At 64.7% G+C, this 22,622-nt stretch carries 22 protein-coding genes and 1 pseudogene; 18 read left to right on the top strand and 5 right to left on the bottom strand.

The genetic code is table 11. From position 1 onward, the window contains the following. Positions 1–6: 6 nt before the first annotated feature. The 3 genes from AB0323_RS11770 (at position 7) to AB0323_RS11760 (ending at position 1,550) form a co-directional block, all read left to right on the top strand. Positions 7–804, top strand: a complete 798-nt coding sequence (locus tag AB0323_RS11770; RefSeq protein WP_366177471.1) for an SRPBCC family protein — start codon at positions 7–9, stop codon at positions 802–804. Positions 805–908: 104 nt separating this feature from the next. Beyond that, on the top strand, positions 909–1,049 hold the full coding sequence (locus AB0323_RS11765) for a hypothetical protein (protein WP_366177470.1): 141 nt from the start codon (positions 909–911) through the stop codon (positions 1,047–1,049). 234 nt (positions 1,050–1,283) lie between these two features. Then, positions 1,284–1,550, top strand: a complete 267-nt coding sequence (locus AB0323_RS11760) for a hypothetical protein (protein ID WP_366177469.1) — start codon at positions 1,284–1,286, stop codon at positions 1,548–1,550. Positions 1,551–1,560: 10 nt separating this feature from the next. Here the strand turns inward: AB0323_RS11760 and AB0323_RS11755 are convergent, their stop codons facing one another. Continuing rightward, positions 1,561–2,031: a MarR family winged helix-turn-helix transcriptional regulator gene (locus tag AB0323_RS11755; RefSeq protein WP_366177468.1), complete on the bottom strand. Its 471-nt coding sequence runs from the start codon at positions 2,029–2,031 to the stop codon at positions 1,561–1,563. A gap of 190 nt (positions 2,032–2,221) precedes the next feature. Between AB0323_RS11755 and AB0323_RS11750 the strand changes: the two are divergent. Both AB0323_RS11750 and AB0323_RS11745 read left to right on the top strand, forming a co-directional pair. Beyond that, positions 2,222–2,884, top strand: a pseudogene (locus tag AB0323_RS11750) (isoprenylcysteine carboxylmethyltransferase family protein); the annotation flags it as partial. Between the two features lie 88 nt (positions 2,885–2,972). Continuing rightward, positions 2,973–3,614: a dihydrofolate reductase family protein gene (locus tag AB0323_RS11745; RefSeq protein WP_366177467.1), complete on the top strand. Its 642-nt coding sequence runs from the start codon at positions 2,973–2,975 to the stop codon at positions 3,612–3,614. A 57-nt stretch (positions 3,615–3,671) separates the two neighbouring features. On the opposite strand, the gene AB0323_RS11740 is transcribed toward AB0323_RS11745, so the two are convergent. Next, a complete protein-coding gene (locus AB0323_RS11740) occupies positions 3,672–4,325 on the bottom strand; it encodes a DUF1254 domain-containing protein (RefSeq protein WP_366177466.1) in 654 nt (217 codons plus the stop codon). Between the two features lies 1 nt (position 4,326). After that, positions 4,327–4,929, bottom strand: a complete 603-nt coding sequence (locus AB0323_RS11735; protein WP_366177465.1) for a DUF1214 domain-containing protein — start codon at positions 4,927–4,929, stop codon at positions 4,327–4,329. A 147-nt stretch (positions 4,930–5,076) separates the two neighbouring features. On the opposite strand from AB0323_RS11735, the gene AB0323_RS11730 reads away from it, so the two are divergent. The 11 genes from AB0323_RS11730 to AB0323_RS11680 all read left to right on the top strand — a co-directional run bounded on the left by AB0323_RS11730 (position 5,077) and on the right by AB0323_RS11680 (position 18,912). Beyond that, positions 5,077–5,721: a SatD family protein gene (locus AB0323_RS11730; RefSeq protein WP_366177464.1), complete on the top strand. Its 645-nt coding sequence runs from the start codon at positions 5,077–5,079 to the stop codon at positions 5,719–5,721. After that, entirely contained in the window at positions 5,718–6,575 is an 858-nt protein-coding gene (locus tag AB0323_RS11725) for a hypothetical protein (RefSeq protein WP_366177463.1), read from the top strand. The genes AB0323_RS11730 and AB0323_RS11725 overlap by 4 nt, the downstream gene beginning before the upstream one ends. A gap of 501 nt (positions 6,576–7,076) precedes the next feature. Then, complete coding sequence (locus tag AB0323_RS11720; RefSeq protein WP_366177462.1) at positions 7,077–8,228, top strand: sulfite oxidase; 1,152 nt, start codon at positions 7,077–7,079, stop codon at positions 8,226–8,228. 93 nt (positions 8,229–8,321) lie between these two features. Beyond that, positions 8,322–8,894, top strand: a complete 573-nt coding sequence (locus tag AB0323_RS11715; protein ID WP_364537784.1) for an SRPBCC family protein — start codon at positions 8,322–8,324, stop codon at positions 8,892–8,894. Continuing rightward, on the top strand, positions 8,887–9,282 hold the full coding sequence (locus tag AB0323_RS11710; RefSeq protein ID WP_364537664.1) for a hypothetical protein: 396 nt from the start codon (positions 8,887–8,889) through the stop codon (positions 9,280–9,282). The genes AB0323_RS11715 and AB0323_RS11710 overlap by 8 nt, the downstream gene beginning before the upstream one ends. A gap of 39 nt (positions 9,283–9,321) precedes the next feature. Continuing rightward, positions 9,322–10,551: a cation:proton antiporter gene (locus tag AB0323_RS11705; protein ID WP_366177461.1), complete on the top strand. Its 1,230-nt coding sequence runs from the start codon at positions 9,322–9,324 to the stop codon at positions 10,549–10,551. A 175-nt stretch (positions 10,552–10,726) separates the two neighbouring features. Next, a complete protein-coding gene (locus AB0323_RS11700) occupies positions 10,727–11,350 on the top strand; it encodes a hypothetical protein (protein WP_366177460.1) in 624 nt (207 codons plus the stop codon). An 85-nt stretch (positions 11,351–11,435) separates the two neighbouring features. Further along, positions 11,436–12,164, top strand: a complete 729-nt coding sequence (locus AB0323_RS11695; protein ID WP_366177459.1) for a YcnI family protein — start codon at positions 11,436–11,438, stop codon at positions 12,162–12,164. A 104-nt stretch (positions 12,165–12,268) separates the two neighbouring features. After that, the gene (locus AB0323_RS11690; RefSeq protein ID WP_366177458.1) at positions 12,269–12,925 is read left to right on the top strand and encodes a DUF4232 domain-containing protein; all 657 of its coding nucleotides are present in this window, start codon (positions 12,269–12,271) and stop codon (positions 12,923–12,925) included. A 136-nt stretch (positions 12,926–13,061) separates the two neighbouring features. Continuing rightward, positions 13,062–18,056, top strand: coding sequence for a crosslink repair DNA glycosylase YcaQ family protein (locus AB0323_RS11685; RefSeq protein ID WP_366177457.1), 4,995 nt, complete (start codon positions 13,062–13,064; stop codon positions 18,054–18,056). Continuing rightward, on the top strand, positions 18,049–18,912 hold the full coding sequence (locus tag AB0323_RS11680) for a DNA-formamidopyrimidine glycosylase family protein (RefSeq protein ID WP_366177456.1): 864 nt from the start codon (positions 18,049–18,051) through the stop codon (positions 18,910–18,912). Before AB0323_RS11685 ends, AB0323_RS11680 begins: the two co-directional genes overlap by 8 nt. A 93-nt stretch (positions 18,913–19,005) precedes the next feature. Here AB0323_RS11680 and AB0323_RS11675 read toward each other — a convergent pair whose 3' ends face one another. Then, entirely contained in the window at positions 19,006–19,626 is a 621-nt protein-coding gene (locus AB0323_RS11675) for a hypothetical protein (RefSeq protein ID WP_366177455.1), read from the bottom strand. A gap of 59 nt (positions 19,627–19,685) precedes the next feature. Between AB0323_RS11675 and AB0323_RS11670 the strand changes: the two genes are divergently transcribed. After that, the gene (locus AB0323_RS11670) at positions 19,686–21,170 is read left to right on the top strand and encodes a PLP-dependent aminotransferase family protein (RefSeq protein WP_366177454.1); all 1,485 of its coding nucleotides are present in this window, start codon (positions 19,686–19,688) and stop codon (positions 21,168–21,170) included. A 95-nt stretch (positions 21,171–21,265) separates the two neighbouring features. On the opposite strand, the gene AB0323_RS11665 is transcribed toward AB0323_RS11670, so the two are convergent. Then, positions 21,266–21,760: a DUF4188 domain-containing protein gene (locus AB0323_RS11665; protein ID WP_366177453.1), complete on the bottom strand. Its 495-nt coding sequence runs from the start codon at positions 21,758–21,760 to the stop codon at positions 21,266–21,268. Positions 21,761–21,852: 92 nt separating this feature from the next. Between AB0323_RS11665 and AB0323_RS11660 the strand changes: the two genes are divergently transcribed. Continuing rightward, entirely contained in the window at positions 21,853–22,428 is a 576-nt protein-coding gene (locus AB0323_RS11660; RefSeq protein ID WP_366177452.1) for a TetR-like C-terminal domain-containing protein, read from the top strand. Positions 22,429–22,622 lie beyond the last annotated feature (194 nt).

Raw genomic sequence — 22,622 nt, 5'->3', positions numbered from 1 at the left:
CAAGACATGGAACTCAAACATCACTTCGTGGTTCCCAGTTCGCTGGAGGACACCTGGCATTCCTTCAACCAATTGGAAGACATCGCGCCCTGCTTCCCGGGCGCGACCCTCACGTCCGTGAGCGGAGAGCAGTTCACCGGAACGGTCAAGGTCAAGCTCGGACCGATCGCCATGATTTACACCGGCACCGGTGAATTCCTTGAGCGCAACCAGGAGACGCATACGGTGGTCATTTCGGCCACGGGGAAGGACAAACGCGGCAACGGCACGGCTGGTGCCACCGTGACAGCGGTGCTGACCCCGGACGGCGACGGCACCTCCGTGGACGTGACCACAGACATGAACGTCACCGGGAAACCGGCCCAGTTCGGCCGGGGCGTCATCCAGGACATCTCGGACAAGTTGCTGGAGCAGTTTGTCCAGTGCGTGATTGCTAAGGCGGGCAGCGGGGCTCCGAGCGATGTCGAGCCCGACGCTGGCGGCTCGGCTGCGTCTGCAGAGTCCGGGGCGGCCGCCGAGGTGACGGAGCCTGCGGAACCGGCCGCCGGGCCTGCCGCCGTCGGTCCTCCCGCCGCGGATCCTGCGGCGCCGGTGGCCGCGGCTACGGCTGCGGCTGCACCTGCGCCCGTGTCCGCGGCTGCGGCTGCACCTGCGGCTGTGTCCGCGCCGTTTGCGTCGCCGCCGGAATTGGATTTGGGCTCGGCCGTGTGGCCGGTGCTGGTGCGCCGCTTCGGCCCCGTGCTTTGCGCCGCCGCTGTCCTGGCCGTGGTGGTTTGGCTTGCCCGGCGACGTGGAAGGAACTGAACCGCCGGTTATAGGACAAAACGTGTGTGAATCCCGGGCGCGTCATGTCCGTGCCGGGATCGTCTTCGCTCCGCCCGGATGTTGGATTCTGCTCAATCACTCGAATGGACAAATTCCGGGCCCGCGGAATCACGGGACCGGCACATTCGGCGAAGAGAATGATCCAGCAGAATCCCACGGCGGCAGCCCAGACACCGGTAGGCTACTCACCCGCGGCCGTTTCTTCGCTTGGCACCAGCGCCTGACCCCATACACACGTTTGTCCTATATCCCTTGAACGCGCCACCTGGTCTGCGTTGACGGCAGCTTCGCGGGCGCGGCGCGGCGTGCTTGCGGCGCGCCTCACAGCGTCGATATCATCAAGGTGGGTTATGCAGCCGGCCCTCGGAACTCTTTCCATGGAGTAACCCCATGACCCGCCGGACCCCCATCGATTCCAAGTCTTCTTGTGCGGCTACCCCCAAGCTTGGAGCTGCGCTGTGAACGCGCTACTGGCCTCATGCTTGGAAGGCGAGCTGGATCCGGTGCAGGGGCTCGCGAAGTTGTCCGTTGCCGAACTCAACTTCTTGGCTGATGCCCTCTTCAGGCTGCTCGACGTCGGGAAACCTGAGTTCGGGGTCAAGTCTTGGTACGACGCGGTCCTGGACGAGTTGGCAGCGCGCGGTGAGGGGCCCACGCGCGGTGATCAGTCCGCCGTCGACGTTTCCAAGACCCGTTGGGGCCTCCTCGATGAGAAGCCCGAGTGACGGTTTCGGACTAGTCTTCGCGCCCGCCGGTATAAGGGACGCCGGCAGCGACACGCCCGGGCGCCTGTTGGCCTGCCAGTTCGCGCACGACCACTTTTAATTCCTGCCTGAACATCGACGTATCGATGGACACTTGGGCGAGAACCTGTTGCTCCGATTCGACCGCCCTCTCCAGCGCTTCCCTGCCGGCGTCAGTCAGAGAAACGACGTGCACCCTGCGGTCCTCGGAACTTCGACGGCGACTGATGTGGCCGTGGGTTTCGAGCCTGCTGAGGGTCTGACCCATTGTCTGGGCCTGCACGCGCACGATCTGCGCAAGCATGGTCTGGGTGATGGGGCCGGTGGCTGAAAGGACCTCAAGGGCAATCACACCGGCGTGGGTAAGGCCGATGGATCTGAGATTCTCATCCCAAGCGTGTTCAACTAGCCGCGCCGCTGTAGACAACAACCGGCCGGTGGGCCAACGCTCAATGTCCGGCATATTTCTCATTGTAGCCGGGAGGAGATTTTGTGGGGATCGGAGGGTTAACTACTCGCGCGTCGGTCATACCCCTACACGGACGCAGCGTTCGAATTCGGTAGGCTGAGGCCAGAATTTCCTTCGACAGGACTACTGATGTTTGGGTTGAGCCGGTGACGCCCTTGAGGCGGCGGGGCGGAGCTGTTTGGTCACAACCGAAGCGGGGTGGGGCGTACTCACCATGGGCGCTGCGACGGCAGGTTCGCTGCTCGCGCTCTGCCTTGTTTTGCTAGGGCGCGTACCGACCGCGTGGATCATCCGCGGTCCGTTCGCATTCCGTCCCGCAATCCCCCGGGCGACCGCCGCAACCCACGTGGCTTCAACCTTCGGGCAAATTGTCCTCTTCTGGGGGTTCTTCCTGGCGATGGTTCCGTTTGTGATAGCGGCTCTCGAACAGCGCTGGGCGGTAGCCCTGCCGTTTCCGTTGTTTGCAACTCCGGTCGGGGTCGCGGTTCTGGTACTCGCCAGCGCCCTTGGCATCTCGGCGGCAATAGTGATGTCGACGTTGGGAGACGGCACGCCGCTGCCATCGGCAATGCCCAACCATCTGGTCATCGCAGGTCCGTATCGCTGGATCCGCAATCCAATGGCGGCCGCGGGCATTCTTCAAGGCGCAGCAGTTGGTGTCATCCTGCAGTCATGGCTGGTGGTGGCCTACGCCGTCGTGGGTTCGCTGGTGTGGAATTACATTGTCAGGCCGCTCGAGGAATCTGACATGGAGGAACGGTTCGGCGAGGAATTCCGGCAATACCGCGACGCCGTGCGCTGCTGGATACCTCGGGTATCGAAGATTCCGCGCCCTCAGAAACGATGAATTCTTCCAGAAATTCCTCCGTGATGACGATCTCACCGCCAGTAAGGTGGTTGCGTAACGCAACCACTGATCTGAGGGGACTTTCACCATGGCTGTTCGAGTTGACCTGAATATCTCGCTGGATGGTTTCGCCACGACCACCGACGCAACTCCGGAGAATCCGTTCGGGTCGGATTGGGGCCGCCTGGTTGATGCGTATACGTCCACCCGCACGTTCCGTGAGCGGGTCTTGCACGACACCAGTGGAGAAGGAACGACCGGCGTCGATGACAGATACGCAGCAGCCTACTTCGAAGGGGTCGGAGCGGAGATCATGGGTGCCGGCATGTTCGGGTTCCATAACTTCCCCGATGACCCCGACTGGAAGGGCTGGTGGGGCGAGGAGCCTCCCTTCCGCGTCCCGGTGTTCGTCCTGACTCACACGCCCCGCCCTGCCCTCACTATGGCCGGTGGCACGACCTTCAACTTCGTAAGTGCCAGCCCGGAAGAAGTGCTTGAACAGGCGCTGAACGCAGCGGGTGAAATGGACGTACGTATCGGAGGGGGTCCCACCGTGGTGCGCGACTACCTCAGGGCCGGACTTGTCGATCGGCTGCACGTCGGAATCACCCCGATCCTGCTCGGTAGTGGGATACGGCTTTGGGACGATCTCCGGGGGCTGGAAAGCGGATACACCGTCACGTCAGAGACCGCCGAAAGCGGCATCATCCACGTCACCTTTCGGCGATAACCCCACCTCGGCGGCGAGCCGTTCGCCGTCGTACGTCCGAACTGGTCCCGTCGACCGCTACTGTTTCAGCGGCGCGAGCTGTATTTGCTTCGCAAGCGCGTAAGCGGTCGGAAGATCACTGTCGCTTTCGACGAAGACACGGCCAATGACGAGCGCGGAATGGCTTGGCGAAGAAATCTGCGTCATCCCGTCCGGCACAGTGCCCTTCCAACCGGGCCCGCTGAGTACATAATCGCCGGCCTTGGTTCCCGTCGTGCGTTTGCCGACGTACGCAAAGTTTGTGCTTTTCGACGGGTCGGTGAACTGCACGCTGAAGTAGCGCCCGGCCATGTCCGGTACGTGCAGGACTTGAGGCCCCTTGCTCACATCGAGCCAGCCGCCGATGTAGAGCAAATCGTCAGCTCCGGTTGCCATAAGACTCCCGCGCGACGTCGACGGGGAAGAGGTGCCGGGCACGGCGTACAGCGTGTTGACGGGGATCGGGCCTTCACCGAACCCATGCTTGAGGATCGCCCTCTTGTATCCATTGACCGTGAGCCGCGGCCAGAAGTAGATGAACGCGGGTGCGCCGAGCGCCCAGACGATGACTGCTGCTATGACGAGTGGAATGATCCCGTCCCCGTTGGCGATCCGCCGGTAGATGACCCAGGCGAAAACCGCCAGAATGACAGCCGTAAGGGGACGTCCGTATTTCAAGATGAGACGGTTCATTTCAATGCGCCCTGACAATGCGCGGCAATTGGTACGTGCCGTCGAGAATCGCCGCGCCAGGCAGATACACGCGGAACATCAGCATGAACTTCCCGGAAGGAATTGGCAGCCAGTTCTGCTCGTGCCCGCCCGGCGCCTCATGTTGGAGATAGATATCGATAGAACCGTCGGCGTTCTCTGCGAGAGTGGAACGGTCACCGATGCTGTGGCGGTTAGTCGGATTGCCCACCATGTACCCGACGGTGTCGGTCGGAGTGAGCGACCAGAAGGCGTCAGTCGGGGGAAGTTTCCCGGGAGGAAAATGCAGGACGTATCCATGCGCGCCGCTCAGCGTTTGCCCTGAGCCATCCACAGTGGCGGTCCAGTACGCGGCCTCTTCAAACACATTCACGACGGGAAGGGCTTTGGCGCAGGCGGCCCGCACGAGGACTCCATTGCCGGGCTGGCCGCATTTCCGGATGGCGCTCCAACCGTTGACAGTCGTCGTGATGGCCCTGCCTACGGCATTCATTATGAGGATCGCCGTCAAAAATGCCAGCACGGCACCGAGAATCAGTCCTTGCACCACACCGGACTGTGAGAACCACGCGAGGGCATTTGCCATAACCGCAAACTACCACTGGGCTATGTGAGCGGGGGTGTTCGGCATCGATCCGGCGGGTGAGGACGCCGCGAGGCGTCCTTAAAGGATCAAAAGGAGGGCGCGTCCTCGAACTTATATTTCCTTCGAAATAAGCTATATGCTTATTACATGCCGGAGTCAGTGGTTGCACTCATAGTGGACATTGTGAAATCTCGAGAGCTCAAGGACCGTCTTGGCGCGCAGCGTTCCATCCGGGAAGCTTTCGAGTGGGCATCCCATGACCGCCCCATGCGCCGTTCGCTCTGGCCTACTGTGGGAGACGAGTTCCAAGCCATATTCTTCACCCTTGGCGACGCACTTCTAACGACCTCGTTGGTACGCCTCGCGCTTCCCGAAGGCGTGGACTGCAGATTCGGCCTGGGGCGCGGCGAAACGGTCGACGTCGATGAATCGGCTCCCGGCACCATTCAGGACGGGTCAGCTTGGTGGAACGCGCGAGAGGCAATCGAGGAAACACATCGCCGCGAGCATGGGACCGAACCTTACCTACGCTCCTGGTTCGTGTCGAATGAAGGCGAATCGGGGACAGTGGCGCTCGTCAAGGGCTTCCTGCTTCTCCGGGACGCATCGATCAGTTCGATGCGCCCACGTGATCGCCGACTGACTGCGGGCGCGCTGCTCGGATACTCGCAAACAGAACTTGCGCGTCAGGAGGGGGTTACGCAATCTGCGGTGTCGCAAAGTCTTCGACGTTCGGGGGGAGCGGCGCTCTTGGCTGCGCATCAGGAACTGCGGAAAGGTCAATTGCAATGATCGGGCCCACCCTTCTCCTTATGGTTGGCCTGGTGGATCTCGTGCGCACTGTTCGCCTGGGTCGTTCTCTCATAGCCCGGCTGGTGTTCCTTGCGGCCATATCGGTGCTAGTGATTACTGGGTTCGGTATGTGCGCAGCAGCCGTTCTCGTATGCGCGGCGCTTGCCTTTGGCTGGACGCTGGCCATGTCTCCCTCAAAACCACCAGCACGGTCCACTGACGTCAGTCCGAGTTTCGCCACTCCCCGGCTTTGGCCGGTCATCGTGCTGTTCGTCCTTGTTTTTGGAATCACCGCTTACGACCGGACCGCTGGAGTAGCAGCAGGATTCCTTGTTGATGCCTATTCGTTGATCGCTCTGAAATCCGCATCGTCCATCTCCCTTGAAACCGTTATCAGTGCAGGGGCGGTAGCCATCTTCCTGGTTCAGAGTGCCAATTTGGTCACACTTGCAGCTCTCGGTCGTGCTCACCAAGAAGACGCAGCCCAAGGAAGCGCCGACAGAGGCAAGGCGGACCCAGCCGGAGCGGAACAGCTCAGCAAGTGGGAGCTGTATATCCGAAGCAGCAGAGTAGCCAGCATACGTCCCGGCGAAAAGACTAAACCTGGCTCTTCACTTAAGGGGGGCCGCCTCATCGGGCCAATTGAGCGCCTGCTCATCGTGGTCCTCGCTTTCGCGGGCGCCCCACAGATTATCGCCGCATTAGCAGCAGCGAAGGGAATCGTTCGCTTCCCGGAAATTTCGGAAGACCGCGGCTCAGGCTCCAAGGCGGAGGAGTTTCTCGTCGGTAGCCTTGCGAGCTGGACGCTGTCGGCGATCGCAGTTCTCTATCTGACTCTTGTGCGTAATGGCTAATAGAGTGATCAATATTAGCTAATGGCTAATATTCTCCAATTTGAGGGCCTGCTTTGTGTGGCATAACCCCATCGAACCGGAGATCAGGGACCACGACTTGCGTGAACCACCAATAGCCAATCAGAATCAGCTTCCGGGACTGAACCATCTCCACTCCCCACCATCGAAGATCGTCAAAAACAGGTAACCCGCCAGCCGCCCTGCAAGTAAATGCGCTAACGCGCTTGCCTGGAACGACGCCGGTACCAAGCAACAAAACCCCACACCGCGACGATCAAACATACCGCAGCGATAATCCCGCGCCACCAGACAAATGGTTGCCAAAGCCCGAATATCAGGGCCCAGACAAGTAGAACGCCACTCACGTCGACTCGCGGTGCTCGGATCTTCATGGAGGCTCTCCTTCTTTCATCTGTCTCAGTCCAGGAGCGCGAGCACCGAACACCAACTCAAAGAAGAATACTTTCCCCAAAAGCAGTCCCGGGCGCCCATACTGGGAGCATGAGCGTCAACACCCGCCGCACAGCGGAAGGCGCCGCTGTTGCCACCCCGGCCCCCACCGCCCCTGCTGCTCCGACAGAACCAACCGCACCGGCCACTCCAACAACCGGTCCGATTACCCGCGAAGAACTGCAACTAGCTTCGCGCAACCATGCCATGCCGTTGGAGATGCTCCGATGGCCCGTCACACCGCTGGGCATGCACTATCTTCTGGTCCATTTCGACGTTCCGCAGATCGATCCCGTTTCGTGGCGGCTGAATATCGGCGGTCTCGTGGACCATCCGCACGAGTACACCCTGCCTGACCTCCAGCACCGCGAGCGCCGCACCCACGCAGTCACGATGGAGTGTGCAGGCAACGGCCGCTCGCGGCTGGAACCGCGGCCGGTGAGCCAGCCATGGGACCAGGGCGGAGTGGGCACCGCCGAGTGGACCGGGACCCCGCTCGCTCCGTTGCTGCTCGACGCCGGCGTCTCGCCCGACGCCGTCGAGCTCGTCTTCACGGGCGCGGACCGCGGGATCCAGGGCGGTGTGGAGCATCAGTACGCACGCAGCCTGTCGCCCGCGGAAGCAATGTCCGACGACGTCCTGCTCGCCTATGAGGTCAACGGCCAGCCGCTACCACCGCAGCATGGCTATCCCGTCCGGCTGCTGGTGCCGGGCTGGTACGGGATGACGAGCGTCAAATGGCTGCAATCCATCCAGGCAATAGTCCACAGCTTCGACGGTTACCAACAGCTCCACTCCTACCGCTATACCCAAGATGCAAACGATCCCGGCGAGCCCGTCCAGCGGATCAAAGTCCGTTCCCTCATGGTTCCTCCCGGCGTTCCCGATTTCTTCACCCGGCAACGCACCGTGGACGCGGGACCGGTCCAGCTGAGCGGCCGGGCCTGGTCCGGGAGGGGAACCGTAGACAGCGTGGAAGTCTGCGTGGACGGGGCCTGGGAGCAGGCCCAACTTCAAGCCCCGACCGGCAGGCATGCGTGGCGCGGATGGACATTCACGTGGATCGCAACACCCGGTTCCCACGAATTGGCATGCCGTGCAACGGATTCCACCGGGCAGACCCAGCCAGACACGCCGGAGTGGAACTACCAAGGCATGGGAAACAACGACATCCAACGGCTGACTGTGACCGTCCGGGAGTAACCGGCCCGCGGGCACTCCGAAGCCGGGCCGTTGACCGTGTGCAACGGCATGAGTACTGTGAGTCCACTATCCATCCGCGCCCTGGAGGCAGCAATGGGCGGCACTTCCAAGAGCAAGGCCGACTACGAGTTCCTCACCGTCTGGCGCGTCGCGGGGACCCCGCATGAGGTCATGGATATTCTGGGCGACGCCGGAACACTGCCCCGCTGGTGGCCTTCGGTGTATCTGAGGGTTGTTCCGCTGGATCCTGGAAATGCCGACGGTACGGGAAAAGCCTTCTCCCTGCACACGAAAGGTTGGCTGCCGTACACCCTGCGCTGGAGGTTCACGGTCACCGAACCCATCACGGAGCGAGGCTTCGCGATCGCGGCGAGCGGTGACCTGCGTGGAACCGGGCGCTGGACTTTCGAACAGGACGGCCCGGAAACTGTGGTCACCTATGACTGGCGGGTCAGCGCGTCCAAACCGCTGCTCCGGCGGCTAAGCTGGCTCCTCAAGCCCGCTTTCGCCGCGAACCACCGTTGGGCGATGGCACGCGGCCAAGAAAGCCTCGCCCTGGAACTGCGACGACGACGTCCCGGCACAGACCTCTCCAAGGTCCCCCGTCCGGCGCCGCCAACGTTTGCAAGCCGATACCGCTGGCCAAGGAGTACAACGCATGCCTGACGAGAACAAGGGCGAAGTCCGCTGGTTGTTGGAGCCCGAGGACCAGGACTATCCGAACGCCGCAGACTACCTTTCCCTGCTGGAATCCGACCACGTGGTGGCCTCGGTTGTCGCCGCCCTCAGGTCCGCGCCCATCCAGCACCGCAAGGCCAAGGACATCCTCCGGGCAGCCCGGTTGGCGTTGCTCCCGGAAGATAACGCCCACGTTGCCTCGGACCTGAAGAAGATCAAGGAGGGCAAGAAGCTCTCGCCCATCCTGATGGTGCGCGGAGATCTGGCCACGGGCATGGCCGCGCAGGTGGCCGATGGCTATCACCGCGTGTGCGCAAGCTACTACACCGACGAGAACACGGACATCCCCCTGAAACTGGCTGATGCGCCCCGGTAACCACCGCAGACCAACCGCCATGCCCGGAGAAGGAGGAACGTGTCGTTCTTTCAGCTTGCGCTGATCGCCGCAGTCGCGCTCCTCGGGCCGCTTCTGGCGCTCCCCCGGAAATGGCACCTTCCCGTTGTGCTGGGACAGTTGCTGGCGGGCATCGTCATCGGACGCACGGGGCTGGGCCTGGTGGACTCGTCGGATCCCACATTCAGCTTTGTGGCCGACGTCGGGTTCGCCCTCATCATGTTCGTCGCCGGAACGCATGTTCCCGTGCGGGACAAAGCCATCCGTCCCGCCCTGGGTAGCGGCGCCCTGCGCGCCGGCATCGCCGCGGTGCTGGCCGCCGTCGTCGGAGTCGTCATCGCTTTTGCCTTCGGTACTGGACATGCTCCTCTCTACGTCGTTCTGCTCGCTTCCTCCTCCGCAGCACTGGTCTTGCCGATCGTCGACTCGCTCCGGCTGACAGGGCCGAAGGTCCTGACGACGACGGCGCAAGTGGCTATCGCTGACATCGCATGCATTGTGGCGCTTCCGCTAGCCGTCGACCCGCCTAACGCTGGCCGGGCGGCGGTGGGGGCTGCCGTCGTCGCGGCTTGCGCGTTGGTCTTGTTCTTTGTGCTTCGCTGGCTGGAGAACAGCGGCAACCGCGGACGGTTGCATGACATTTCCGAGGACCGGAAGTTCGCGTTGGAACTGCGGATCCAACTGGCCTTGCTCTTCGCGCTTTCCGGCCTCGCGGTCCTGGGCCACGTCTCGATCATGCTGGCCGGGTTCTCCTTCGGCCTGGTGGTCTCCGCGGTGGGCGAACCACGTCGGCTGGCGCACCAACTCTTCGCCGTGAGCGATGGTTTCCTGGGGCCGGTGTTCTTCGTCTGGCTGGGCGCATCGCTTGACCTGCGGACGCTCGCGGGCAGCCCGAGAATGATTCTCCTCGGGATCTGCCTTGGTTTTGGAACGCTGCTGGTGCATGGAAGCCTCCGGGCCCTCGGCCAACCCCTGCCGCTCGCTGTGCTGGCCTCGTCCCAATTGGGAGTGCCGGTTGCAGCCGCGACCATCGGCTCCCAATTGCATTTGCTGGAACCGGGTGAAGCCGCCGCCATGATCCTCGGTGCCCTCATCAGCATCGGGGCAAGCACGATCGCGGGTTCGCGCGCGGCACGCAGCTTTTCGGAAGCCGCGCCGGACCCCGCGGGTGAGGGGTCAGCAGGTGAGGGGTCAGCGAGCAAAGGCCCGGCAGGCAAGCCGTCGGAAGGTGGTCCGGCGATCACTGCGTGATTCCCGCCCATGGAAGACGACTTCGAACCGGGCCCGGTCCACGGTGGCTAGCGGAAGCGCGTCACACGACCCATCCGACAGGCAACCAGCCACGAACCACCGGTAGAATGACCGGGTTGACCAGCCGGAAACTCGACGGTCAACCACCGCTTGAACGCTACCGAGGGAGGAACCCGTGCGCGCATCGCATGCCCGGACGCCCTTCCATGCCATGCGTTCGAGCGCCCTTGCAGTCGCCATTGTTGCCCTCGCGGCAGGGGCCCACGTCCTCTCCGGCGGCGTGCTTCCCGTCGCGCCCGTCCTGCTGGCCGTCCTCGCCTTGACCGGGCTCGTCACAACTCTTGCCACCCGGTTCAGGCTCGGGTTCCCGGTCATTGCCGCACTTCTGGGAGCCGGCCAGCTGGTCCTGCACGAAGCCTTCACCGCGTTCGGTCCGCTCACCGTTCCGGCTCCGGGGTCGCCGGCACACCATTTGGCGGCCGAGCACCTCTCCCCGCCGCTGGGCGCTGAAACAGTGCATTTTCACGAGGTCGACACTCCCCTCAGCTGGTTGATGCTGGCCGGGCACGCCCTCGCCACGGCCGCATCGGCATTGCTCCTTGCCAAGGGCGAGCAGGCGCTATGGCAGCTCGAGGCCTGGCTCCGTCCCCTCCTGCAGCTCCTCCGCCTGATCTTCAGGCCCGACGCCGGCAGCTCAGCCGTTGCGTTCAGCGGACCTGCCGTGTTCATCCCCCGCCCATGGCGGAACCTCAGGCAAGACAGCAGACGCGGCCCGCCCGCCGTCGTCGTACCCTCCTGACTCCGCCCGGCACCGCCTTCTACTGGTGACGGGCACATCCCCGCACTTTGGCGCGCTTTCGCGCGCCCGTTGAAAGGCAACAACAATGACCAAGTCCTCACTCCGCCGTGCCCTCTCCGCTACCGGAATCGTCGGCGGCACCGCCGCACTAATGATGGCCGGGCTCGCAGGCGCATCTGCCCACGTCTCCATCAACCCGGACAAGACCACGGCCAACTCGTACGCCCTGCTGACGTTCGGCGTCCCGCACGGCTGCGACACCTCGGGCACCACCAAGCTGACCATCAACCTGCCCGAGGAACTGACGGACGCCACGCCCACGGTGAACCCGAACTGGACCGTCGAGAAGGTGACGCAGACGCTGCCCGAGCCCAAGAAGCTGGCCGACGGCACATCGATCACCAAACGCACCAGCCAGATCGTCTACACGGCCAAGGCCCCGCTGGACCCGCACTTGCGCGACGCGCTGGTCCTGTCCGTGAAGCTGCCCGACGCGGCTGGCAAGACCCTTTACTTCCCCACGCTCCAGAACTGCGAGCAAGGGCAGACAAACTGGGCTGAAATCCCGAAGGATGGCCAGGACCCGCACTCGCTGAAGGCTCCGGCTCCGTCAGTGGCAGTCACAGCCGCGGGTGCTGCTGCGGGCGATGGTCACATGGCTGCTTCAATCTCCACTGAGCAGGCAGCTTCCGTGACCGACGACGGATCACAGGCGCGCAGCTGGGCCGGGCTGATCGCCGGTGTGGCAGGGCTGGGGCTGGGTGGCGCGGCCTTCTTCCGCAGCCGTTCCGCGAAGGCTTCAGTGTCCAAGTAACGGTTCCGCGGGTCGGCGTCCGGAACATTACGATCCGGACGCCAATCCGGCGCCGCTGCCGCGCCGCAGTTGACTCCGGCAAATGACGACGAAAAGCTGTGCGCATGACGAATATGCGAGTCAAGAACGGTCTCCTGCTCACGATGGCAGCAGCCTCGGTATTCCTGCTCTCCGGTTGTTTCCAAAGCCAGGCCCAGCCCTCGGGCTCAGCCGTGCCCAGCGACACGGCTTCGGCCTCGTCGTCACCGTCGGCCTCGACCTCGGCTTCGACCTCGACCTCGGGGACTCCGACCTCAAGCGGTGGTTCCACCCCAACAAGCACAGGGACGACGGCATCCGGCGTCGCTCTCTGCAAGGCTGGTTCGCTGACAGCTTCCCTCGACTCCGCAGGCGGTGGCGCGGCCGGCAGCGTCTACATGAAACTCATCCTCACGAACTCCGGCACGGAACCATGCGTCCTGAATGGCTTCCCGGGCGTCTCGCTCACGTCCGGAGCCACGGGCGATCCGATCGGCGCGGCTGCCACGCGCGACGACTCCCAGCCTGTGACACAAGTGGTTCTCGCTCCGGGGAAGGCCGGTTTCGCCCAGCTCCGCTACACCCAAGCCGGCAACTACCCCGAATGCACCCAGGTTCCTGCCGCCGGCTTCCGGGTCTACCCGCCCGAGGACACTGCCTCGCTGTTTATCCCGCAGCAGCGCACGGCCTGCAGCAACACCAATATCAACCTCCTGAGCGTCCAGGCGTTCCAGGCGGGGTAGGGCGGCGGGGGGGCTTAGTCCCTGATCCTTGTCTTGCGGTGTTCCTTATTGTGTCAGTGCCGTGAGGCATGATGGAGGAATGCAGGAGCAGGAGCCTCAACAGGGTCCAGGGAACGGCGGTCCTGGCAATACGGCCATGGACCGATTCAGCCGTGCCACGCGCGAGTGGTTCCTCGGTGCTTTCTCCGCGCCCACACCTGCCCAGGACGGTGCGTGGAAAGCCATTTCTTCCGGATCGCACGCCCTGGTGGTTGCACCCACCGGTTCCGGCAAGACGCTCGCAGCATTCCTGTGGGCGCTGGACCGGCTCTTGTCGGTGTCCCCGCATGTTTCGGCCGACGCCCTTCCAGGGCTTGAGGAAACAAGCGGCCGCGCCCGTGCCAAAGCCCCCAAGCGCAAGACCCGAGTGCTGTACATCTCACCCCTCAAAGCACTCGGCGTCGACGTCGAACGGAACCTCCGTTCCCCGCTGATCGGCATCACGCAGACCGCAAAACGCCTCGGGTTGCCAGCACCGCTTGTGAGCGTCGGCGTCCGCTCAGGAGATACGACGACGGCGGACCGCCGAGCGCTGCTCAGCCACCCGCCGGACATCCTCATCACCACGCCTGAGTCCTTGTTCCTCATGCTGACGTCCAAAGCCCGGGAAACGCTCAGCGAGGTGGACACCGTGATCGTCGACGAGGTCCACGCGGTTGCAGGTACCAAGCGTGGCGCGCACCTCGCGGTGTCGCTGGAACGGCTTGATGCATTGCTGCCGAAACCCGCCCAACGGATCGGCCTCTCGGCCACCGTGGAGCCGCGCGAGCTCGTCGCACAGTTCCTCGCTGGCTCAGCACCCGTGGAGATCGTCGCACCGCCGTCGCACAAAAACTGGAACCTCAGCGTCAGCGTTCCTGTGGAGGACATGTCGGACCTCGCGGGAGCGGCCGGCGCCTTCGACTCCGGGCCAGCCTCCGGGCTCCAGCCGCAAGCATCCATCTGGCCGCATGTCGAGGAGAAGATCGTTGATCTTGTGCTGTCAAAGCAATCCACCATTGTGTTCGCCAACTCCCGGCGTCTCGCTGAGCGACTCACTGCGCGGCTGAACGAGATCTACGCGGAGCGCCAACTCATGGCGGTGGAGGTGTTTTCAGCCGTCGCAGACTCCGGGCTGCCGGATTTCGGAGGGCCATCCGCAGGGTCGACACCCTCGGGGCTGCCGTCCTCGACGGCGACACCGGCGCACATGATGGCCCAAGCCGGAAGCACGAGCGGGGCCGACCCGGTCCTGGCCCGCGCGCACCACGGTTCAGTGTCCAAGGACCAGCGGGCACTCATCGAGGACGACCTCAAGTCCGGCCGGCTGCGGTGCGTCGTAGCCACGTCCTCCCTGGAACTCGGCATCGACATGGGAGCCGTGGACCTGGTAATCCAGGTCGAGTCGCCGCCGTCGGTGGCCAGCGGATTGCAACGGGTGGGCCGCGCCGGCCACCAGGTGGGTGAGATTTCCGAAGGCGTACTCTTCCCCAAGCACCGGGCGGACCTCGTCCACACCGCCATCACCGTGGAACGGATGCTGAGCGGAAAGATCGAACGCCTCCACGTCCCTGCCAACCCCCTGGACATCCTCGCCCAACAAACGGTCGCGGCCACCGCACTGGGAAGCATCGATGTCGAGGAGTGGTTCGCCACCGTCCGCCGCTCGGCCCCCTTCGCGACGCTGCCCCGTTCCGCTTTCGAAGCCACCTTGGACCTCCTGGCCGGCAGGTATCCGTCGGACGAATTCGCCGAACTCCGGCCGCGCATCATCTGGGACCGGAACGCCGGCACCATCGAAGGCCGCCCGGGAGCACAGCGCCTTGCCGTGACCTCGGGCGGAACCATCCCCGATCGGGGGCTCTTCGGCGTCTACATCATCGGCACCGAAGTCTCCGGTTCGGGCGCTGCCTCTGGTTCCGGTTCTGGCTCCGGCCAGAGCGGTGGGGCGTCCGGACAGGAGCCCAGTCCGGCGTCGCGCGCTGCCAAAGGCGGCCGACGCGTCGGCGAGCTCGACGAAGAAATGGTCTACGAATCACGCGTCGGGGACATCTTCGCTTTGGGTGCCACCAGCTGGAAAATCGAGGACATCACGCACGACCGTGTCCTTGTCTCGCCTGCCTTCGGCCAACCCGGAAAACTCCCTTTCTGGAAGGGCGATTCCTTGGGCCGGCCGGTGGATCTCGGCCGCGCACTCGGAGCATTCGTGCGTGAGCTCTCCGCTTCGGATCAAGGTCCAGCACTGGAACGTTGCAAGGCGAGCGGGCTGGACGACTACGCCGCCGGCAACCTGCTCCAGTATCTGGGCGAACAGAAGCAGGCCACGGAAGTGGTCCCGAATGACCGGACGCTCGTGGTCGAACGGTTCCATGACGAACTCGGCGACTGGCGGGTGGTCCTGCACAGCCACTTCGGCATGCCGGTCCACGCACCGTGGGCCCTCGCCGTCGGGCAGCGGCTCCAGCAGCGCTACGGGCTGGACGGTTCCGCCATGGCCGCCGACGACGGCATCGTGCTGCGGGTGCCGATGATGGAGGACGAACCTCCCGGGGCCGAGCTTTTCCTGTTCGATCCGGATGAGCTTGAGCAGATCGTGACGGCGGAGGTTGGCGGCAGTGCCCTGTTCGCCTCCCGCTTCCGCGAGTGTGCGGCCCGCGCCCTGTTGTTGCCGCGGCAGAATCCTGCGAAGAGGCAGCCGCTTTGGCAGCAACGGCAACGCTCGGCGCAATTGCTGGACGTCGCCAAGAAATACCCTTCCTTCCCCATCGTGCTCGAAACTGTGCGCGAATGCCTGCAGGACGTTTACGACCTTCCGGCACTGAAAGACATTGCCGCTTCGATCGAGCGCCGGGAACTGCGCTTGGTGCAGACCACCACGCAGCAGCCCTCACCCTTCGCAAAGTCGCTGCTGTTTGGATACGTGGCCCAGTACTTGTACGAAGGCGATTCCCCGCTCGCCGAACGCAGGGCCGCCGCTTTGGCCCTCGACTCCACGCTCCTGAACGAGCTCCTCGGCAGGGTGGAACTGCGCGAACTCCTGGACGCGAAGGTCATCGAGGCCACCGAGCTCGAGCTCCAGCGCCTGGCACCGGACCGCCAGGTCCGCGGCATGGAAGGCGTCGCGGACTTGCTGCGCCTGTTGGGCCCCCTGAGTGTTGAAGAAGTGGCTGCCCGTTTGCAGCCCGAAGGAGTGGAAGCCTCCCCGGATGCTTCCCCGGATCCGGCGGCGTTGCATCCGGCGGCCGCATCGCATCTGGCCGCATTGCTCAAGGCCAATCGCGCCCTCACCGTGACCCTCAGCGGCGTTGAACGATTTGCGGCCATCGAGGATGCGGCCCGGCTCCGGGATGCCATCGGCGTTCCGCTGCCCATGGGAGTGCCGCTCGCCTTCATCGAGCCCGTCCACGATCCGCTCGGGGATCTGGTCTCCCGTTATGCACGAACCCACGGACCGTTCACGGCCGAGGAAGCTGCTGCGAGGCTGGGGCTGGGTGTCGCCGTCGTGGGCACCGCGCTGAAACGCCTGGCGGCGGACGGCCGCGTAGTTGAAGGCGAGTTCCGGCCGCACCCAAGTGCACCGGACACGGTTCCCGATGCGGCTGCGGAGTTGTTGGAGGCGCCGGCCGTCCCGCTCCACGGAGTCCCATTTGGCAGCGAATGGTGCGATTCCGAAGTGCTGCGCAAGCTCCGGCGTCGTTCGCTGGCCGCGCTTCGCGCGGAAGTGGAGCCTGTGGACGCCGCTGCGTATGGCCGGTTCCTGCCCGCCTGGCAAAACGTGTCCGTTCCCGCTGCCGGCCGCCCTGGTTCTTCTGGAGGCAGGGGTGCCCCGGCGCTGCGCGGACTGGACGGCATCATGACCGCGATCGATCAACTCTCCGGCGTGCCTGTTCCGGCGTCGGCCTGGGAGCCGTTGGTGCTGGCCAGCCGTATCTCCGACTACCAGCCAGCCATGTTGGACGAGCTCATGGCCGCAGGCGAAGTCTTGTGGTCCGGAGCCGGGTCGTTGCCCGGGAACGACGGATGGATCAGCCTCCATGTGGCCGAGGCCGCGGAACTGACGCTCAACCCGGACCCTGATTACGAGCCCGGCGATGCGCAGCTCCGCCTTCTGGAATACCTGCAGGGGGGCGGCGCCTATTTCTTCCGGCAACTCACCGAGGTCGCCGGGGGCATGGATGCAGTCCTCAGCGACGACGCCGTGGTGGCCGCCCTGTGGGACCTCGTCTGGGCCGGGCGCATCACGGGCGACACCTTCGCCCCGATCCGCGCCATGATTGCGGGCGGCCGCACGGCACACAAGCAGCCAGCCCGGCCACCCCGGGCCAGGTCCCTGCGCATGAGCAGGCTCGGCCGCTCGCACGGAACGGGCTTGATGGGTTCGCCCGGGCTGACGGGCGGACGCTACGGCTCGGTCACCGGAACAGCTCCGACTCCCCCGCTCGCCGTTGGACGCTGGTCGGCATTGCCGGCTCCTGAGCTCGACCCCACTATCCACGCGCGCGGAACCGCCGAACTCCTTCTCGACAGGTACGGCGTAGTAACCCGCGGCTCCGTCATGGTGGAGAACATCGTGGGCGGATTCGGGCTGATGTACAAGGTCCTCGCGCGCCTCGAAGAAGCCGGGCGATGCCGCCGCGGCTACTTCATCGAGCACCTCGGAGCCGCCCAGTTTGCCGTGCCGGCGACCGTAGACCGATTGCGTTCCTTCACGGAGGATGCCCAACTCGCCAAGGCCGAGCCTGTCGCGTTGGCCCTGGCCTCAACGGATCCCGCCAACCCGTACGGCGCGGCCCTCCCTTGGCCCGCGTTGGCAGTCGACGCCGGATCGGGTCACCGTCCGGGGCGGAAAGCGGGGGCCCTGGTGGTGATGGTCGACGGCGCCTTGGTTTTGTATGTCGAACGCGGCGGGAAGACCTTGCTCACTTTCAGCGATGACGACGCCGTCCTGGCGGCTGCCGCTGCGGCCCTCGTAGGCGTGGTGCGCCGGGGAGCCGTCGACAAATTGATCATGGAAAAGGTCAACGGTCATGACCTCCTGGACACCCCCGTGGCCTTTGCCCTGGCGGCTGCCGGGGCGTATTCCACGCCGAAGGGTTTGAGGATCCGTGCCTGAGGGCGACTCGATCTGGCGGGCTGCCGCGGAGCTGCACCGTGCCCTTGCCGGGCAGACGCTGGTCTCCTCGGACTTCCGCGTGCCAAGGTTTGCCACGCTGAACTTGGCCGGATGGACCGTGTCCGAGGTGGTGCCGCGCGGAAAGCACTTGCTCATGCGCTTGCTGGAGCCCGTCGCTTCGCCGGACGCGGCGGGTTCGGCGGCGGCCGGACGGCCCCGGCGCGCCTTGACCATCCATTCGCACTTGAAAATGGAGGGAAGCTGGCAGGTCTATGCCCCCGGCGGCCGCTGGAGGAAACCGGGCCACACGGCCAGGTGCGTCCTCCGCACAGCGACGGCCGACGTCGTCGGCTTCTCCTTGGGAATCCTGGAAGTAATCCCGACCCCGGACGAGTCCCGCGTAGTAGGGCACCTTGGGCCGGATGTGCTCGGGCCGGGTTGGGACGCAGAAGAGGCCGTTCGTCGGCTGCGGGCCGCCCCGGACACACCGATCGGCGTCGCACTGTTGGACCAGCGGAACCTCGCTGGCATCGGCAATATTTACCGTTGCGAGGCGTGTTTCCTGGCTGGGGTGCATCCCGCAGCGCCGGTATCGGCTGTGCCGGACCTCGCGGGGATGCTCGGGGAGGCCAAAGTCCTGCTCGAAGCCAACTTAGGACCCGGGCGAAGGATCACACGTGGCACCGCGTTCCCTGGAGTCCGAGGGATTCCCCGCTCAGGCTATTGGGTGTACGGCCGCGAGCACCAGCCGTGCCTTCGCTGCGGAACGCCCATTCGGCGCGGGCTGCTGGGACCGGCGTCGGGGTTGGAAGACCGGACGATCTACTTCTGCCCGAAGTGCCAGCCCGCCCGCTGATCCCGCCCCATTCCCCGGCGACGCGGGAAATCCCCAGCGAAACCGGAATTCGAGTGCGTAGGGAAATTCGCGCGTCGCCAGGACGAATCCCCATCACGGAGCGGCGGGCACCGCTTCGGGGGCAGCCTTGGGAGCCTTTACCGGAACCGTGAACAGGGGCAGCAACAGTTGCACGACCGGTCCAATGGCCAAGGCGTAGACCACGGTTCCCGCGCCGACAGATCCACCCAACAGCCAACCCACACCGAGCACAACAACCTCGATCAACGTGCGGGACAAGCGCACGGACCAGCCCGTGCGGCGGGCAAGTCCTGTCATGAGTCCGTCGCGGGCACCCGGTCCAAGACGTGCGCCGATGTAGCACGCCGAGGCGATCCCGTTGAGGACTACGGCGCCGGCGAGCATGGCGATCTGGCCACCCAGGTGTGAGAACGCGGGGATCAGCGCCAGCCCGATGTCCGCGAAGACACCCACCAGCACGGCGTTGGCGAGGGTTCCGACGCCGGGCATCTGCCGCAGCGGGATCCAGAGGAGAAGGACCAGGAAGCTGACAACCACCACGACGGTGCCGATGCTCCACCCGATCTTCCCCGCGACGCCCTGATGGAAGACATCCCAGGGGTCGAGGCCAAGGCCGGCCCGGATGAACATGGCCAGGGAGATCCCGTACATTGCGAGGCCGATCAGGAGCTGGGTGATTCTGCGGGTCATCATGAAACCATGCTCCCGAAAACTGGCATTGCTTTCCATAGCCAGTTTGCAATACTGGTCTTATGCCCGGATCCCTGAACCCCACAGCCATGGTGCGTCTCCTTGGCCCGTGGAACACTGGCCACGCTCCCGCCTATCGCGAGCTTGCCGACGTCGTGCGCCTTTTGGTGATGGACGGGCGTATCCCGCTCGACGTCGCACTGCCCAGCGAGCGGGCGCTTGCCGCCTCCCTGGGGGTCAGCCGGACCACGGTCACCGCCGCGTACGCCAGCCTGCGCGAGCAAGGATTCCTCAGCGGCGGCCAGGGCAGCAGGGGCAGGACGGGCATTCCGCACCGGACGGTTCCCGTGAGCGGACCGGGACTGGCCATCCCGGAGGGGATTCTTGACCTCGCCTACGCTTCACTCCCGGCCACGGGCGAGGTGGTGCACCGCGCATTCGCTGATGCGTTGATTGACCTTCCGGCCCTGCTGCCCGGTTTTGGCTACGACGCGGTCGGCCTCCCGCCCCTCCGGGAAGCCATCGCGGACCGCTATACGGCGGCCGGCATTCCCACGACGGCCGCGCAGATACTCGTGACTTCGGGGGCCCAGCACGCACTGAACATCATCTTGAAGACCCTCGCCGGGCGGCAACAGAAGGTCCTCGTGGAGCATCCCAGCTACCCCAACGCGCTCGACGCAATCCGCACTTCCGGCTCCCGCACGGTTCCGGTGCCGATGCCGCCTGCCGCGGAGCCGGCGTCAGGCGATAGCGCGGAGCCGGCTTCGGGCGGCTGGGATATCGACGCCATGGTGGCCACGATGCGGCACCAACGCCCGGCAATGGCCTACCTCGTGCCGGACTTCCACAACCCCACCGGGCGGATCATGTCCAACCTTCAGCGGCGCCGCCTGGTCCGCGAGGCCGCAGGGACGGGCACTGTCCTGGTGGTGGATGAAACGCTGCGGGAGCTGAACCTCGACTACGTCAGCACCTCGCCGCTCGCGGCGTTCAGTCCGGCGGTGGTGACCATCGGTTCGCTCAGCAAGTCACATTGGGCCGGGCTCAGGACCGGATGGATCCGCGCTGAAGAGGAGCTGATCAGCCGCTTCGTGCAGACCCGGACCACCATGGATCTGGGCGGGCCCGTCGTCGAGCAATTGGCTGCGGCTCGACTGCTCCGGGCCTTCACCGAGCCTCTGGACGCCAGGCTCGCGGAGCTGCGGCGGAACCGGGAAGCGCTCCTTGGTCTACTGGCCGAGCACCTGCCGGCTTGGCATGTGGAACGTCCGCGCGGCGGACTCACGGCATGGTGCAGGTTGCCCACGCCGTCGAGTACGGCGCTCACGGTCGTCGCCCCGGACTTCGGCGTGCGGCTGGCGGCCGGGCCGCGCTTCGGCGTCGGGGGCGCTTTCGAGCACTTCATGCGTGTCCCGTACACCCTCGCGCCGGCCCAGCTCGAGACGGCGGTGCTGGCACTGCGCGATGCCCAAGCCAGGATCGACGCGTCGCCGCAGCTGCGAAGGACCCTAAAGGCACCCAAGGAAGCCGCCGCGGTCGCGTAGCCCGCCCGCGCCCACCCACCCAACTAGCTCGCATTTGTTGTCGTTTTGAAGGCTCAGAACGACATTAAGTGCGAGTCAGTTGGGCGGTGCGGGGGCTACTCTCGCGGCGCGGAAGAGGAGCCCATGCGCTGCTTGGCGGTGTTGGTGCCCGGCCCGACCGGGACATGCGAGGTGGCTCTGGCAAGGCCAAACTGCGGCATGCCGTTGTAGACCACCTCAATTCCCGACGCCGGCACCTGATAGGTTTCGTGCCACACGCCAATGTCTCCGCTTCCCGCGACTTCCTTCATGAAACGCCGCCACGGCCCCACGTGAGGCGAATCCCTGTCGGCCGCGAAACGCCTTAGATGCTCTGGGCTCTCCCAATAGCTGAGCAACATGGTGGTGCGCCCGAACCACTGTTCGCAGCCGAGCATCCCGGACTCCGGATGTGCAGCAAGATGACGGAGCATGGTGGGCATCGCCGAGGCGACGCGCGCCACTTTGCCGATCTTCCACCAACGGTTGGCCCGCATTCCGATAAGGAATACGGTCACCGACTCGCGCCCGGTATCCGCCGTGAAGCGTCCGGGGAAGATTTCCTGTGCCATGTGAATCCTTCGGTCTGGGCACGATAGCTCGAGTTCCGCTCTTCGTGTTTCATAACGCTGTTATGAAACAATGTTATGAAACACTTGAAGGCATGGCAAGACCCATCGTTCATGACCAGCTCGTCCGGGAGCGGCTTCTTCAGGCAACGGCCGAACTCGTGGACCGGGATGGTCCCGCGCGACTCACGCTCCGGGACGTTGCCGCCGCCGCCCAGACCTCGACCACTGCGATCTACTCACTTTTCGGCGGCAAGGCCCAGTTGCTGACGGCCGCCGTCGACGACGGATTCCGCTCGTTCGGCGAGTCGCAACGCCTCGCCGAAAGCGAGGGGCTCCGAGGCCTGGGCCTCGCCTACCGCTCCTGGGCACTGGAACATCCGGCCTTGTACAGGCTCATGTTTGGCGGCGCGCTTTCCACCTACGTGGACTGCAGCCCGACGCCGGCAGTCGCCTCGGAAGCCATGCGTCCCCTCATGGAAGCGGTGACCTCCGCGCAGAAAACGGGGACCCTTCGAGACGCCGAGGCCACGACGATCGCGATGTCCATCTGGGGACAGGTCCACGGGCTGGTGAGCCTGGAATTGGCGAACATGGACGACGCCGGGACCGACCGGGAAGGGATCTACGCCGCATCGTTGGATGCCGTGGCACGCGGCTGGGCAGCCTGAGCCGGTTTCACCTCCCCCAACCCAACTAACTCGCAGTTGTTGTCGCTTAGCGGGGGGCAAAGTCATATGGTCGTAGCAACGCTCTGATTGATGGAGCGCTCTATGGTCAGGTCATTTCCTCAGAGTGCCCGCAACGAGTTTGTGGACTTGGTGTGTGGTGGGATGTCGATTCTCGCAGCTTCCCGGCGCGTCGG

The organism is Arthrobacter sp. NPDC080031, from assembly GCF_040702485.1.
Classification (GTDB): Bacteria; Actinomycetota; Actinomycetes; order Actinomycetales; family Micrococcaceae; genus Arthrobacter.
Note: the sequence above shows the minus strand (reverse complement) of the source record. Positions and strands in the feature narration are given on the sequence as shown.